Below are 1,619 nucleotides of genomic sequence, written 5' to 3'. Positions count from 1 at the left end.
TGACGAGCGGGCTACCTGTGTATTTTGTTTGTTTTGTCAAGTACAATTTATACCAAATTAGATGAGCTTACCCTGAGTCCGAGCCAGAGATAGTGATAACCGCATCCCACTTATAACCTCTAGCTTCAAAGGTAGCAGGATCCGGAATCGATCGACGCTTGCCCGACTCCATGACATAAATTTCCGGGCTACTTCCTTTGAGCAAAGCTCCGTCTTTTATTGATGGTACATCTTGGTAGTTATAGGTGAAAGTCTGTACCCAACTTTTTACGTCATTAGTAATTCCGCGAGTGTAGTCAAAGTTCCACTGTATTCTTACACTAATCTCAAGAATCGGAGGTTTGCCTTTGGGAACTTTAACAATTAGAGCTGGTTTCCAAGTATAACCAGCCGCAGAAGCTGGAAAAGGGTCTGCTGGTATGCCAGGACTTTTAAAACTTATACATGGCAATTTACAGCGCCAAGTTACACCGTTTTCCAAACGACTGGCTAAAAAACTAACATCTGGACTTGCAAAGCTCACACCCCAAGAAGCATTAATTCCTGCTGTACCAGTTGCTTCATCGCCTTTAAAGCCTCCCTGCAAGCCTGCTCCTATAGTAAAGCTGGTCGTATTTGTACCAACAGTTGAGTCAGGACCGTATTGGGACACTGTACTCGATTCGGTTAGACAAGTAACTACCAGATCCATCTCTGTAGCATAGTAACCTACAGATAACACATTGTTTTTCGATGTAGTAACACCATGCGTCATCGACCCCACAAATGCGTAGTAGTCGTAGGAAGGATCATTCCCTGTCAACTTATAGGGCAGAAACTGGATATATCCGTACAAACGTTGATCTGATGTATTAACAGTTCCCCAGCCAATGTCTGAACGACCATTAAGTGTGATTTGTTGAGTGAAATCTTTGCCACCAGTTTCCCAGGCACCCGCAGGAAGTTTATTTTGCTCGTTGCTCATTTTGTATTCCTTCTATTTGTTCACTATTTATTAGGGTGAAGTCTGAAATTAAAAAAGCTGCTTTACATCTATTCGGTTTAGAGGAAGCAGTGAATCCTTCTACCAAAAAGTTAAGTCTCAACCATTGAAATTTAATTTTTCATTTGAGGAGAAGCTAACATTTTGGTGTTGTTCTGCTATTAGAACGTTTTCAGATAGGAACTTGTGATTTTTTTGATTTTGAAGCTTTTTTCCTAAATAGATGCGCCCAATAAACAAAGCCTCAACCACAAGAACCCTTCCCAACAACAATCTACAAACCTTCCAACCCTTCCTTAACCTCCCCGCGAGCCGGATAAAACAAATGCCGACTCAAAGCATCTCGATAATTCTGCACAGCACCCCCCACATCCCCCAAGCCCGACAACGCTCTACCACACCAGTAATGTGCAACACCCGGATTAAAATTCATCAATTCCAGAGCGCCAACGCACCCCTTCTCCAACCAACCCCGACACTTCTCCTCCTCACCCAAAACCCCATAACTCTCACCCAACCACACCGCCGCAGGTACAGATTGCAAGCAACCCCCCCCTTCTAATAAGTAGTTAAGCAAAATTAATTACATAATTATCTCCAAATTCTTTAAGAATTTTTTCTACAGATGAAACAAGAG

The 1,619-nt window shown here is 42.6% G+C and carries 2 protein-coding genes; both read right to left on the bottom strand.

Translation table 11 applies throughout. From position 1 onward, the window contains the following. Positions 1 to 67: 67 nt before the first annotated feature. The gene (locus QUB10_RS34110; RefSeq protein ID WP_333207550.1) at positions 68 to 964 is read right to left on the bottom strand and encodes a hypothetical protein; all 897 of its coding nucleotides are present in this window, start codon (positions 962 to 964) and stop codon (positions 68 to 70) included. A gap of 292 nt (positions 965 to 1,256) precedes the next feature. After that, positions 1,257 to 1,559, bottom strand: coding sequence for a hypothetical protein (locus tag QUB10_RS34105; protein ID WP_333207549.1), 303 nt, complete (start codon positions 1,557 to 1,559; stop codon positions 1,257 to 1,259). Positions 1,560 to 1,619: the final 60 nt, after the last annotated feature.

This window comes from Microcoleus sp. B5-D4 (genome assembly GCF_036705145.1).
Taxonomy (GTDB): domain Bacteria; phylum Cyanobacteriota; class Cyanobacteriia; order Cyanobacteriales; family Microcoleaceae; genus Microcoleus.
Note: the sequence above shows the minus strand (reverse complement) of the source record. Positions and strands in the feature narration are given on the sequence as shown.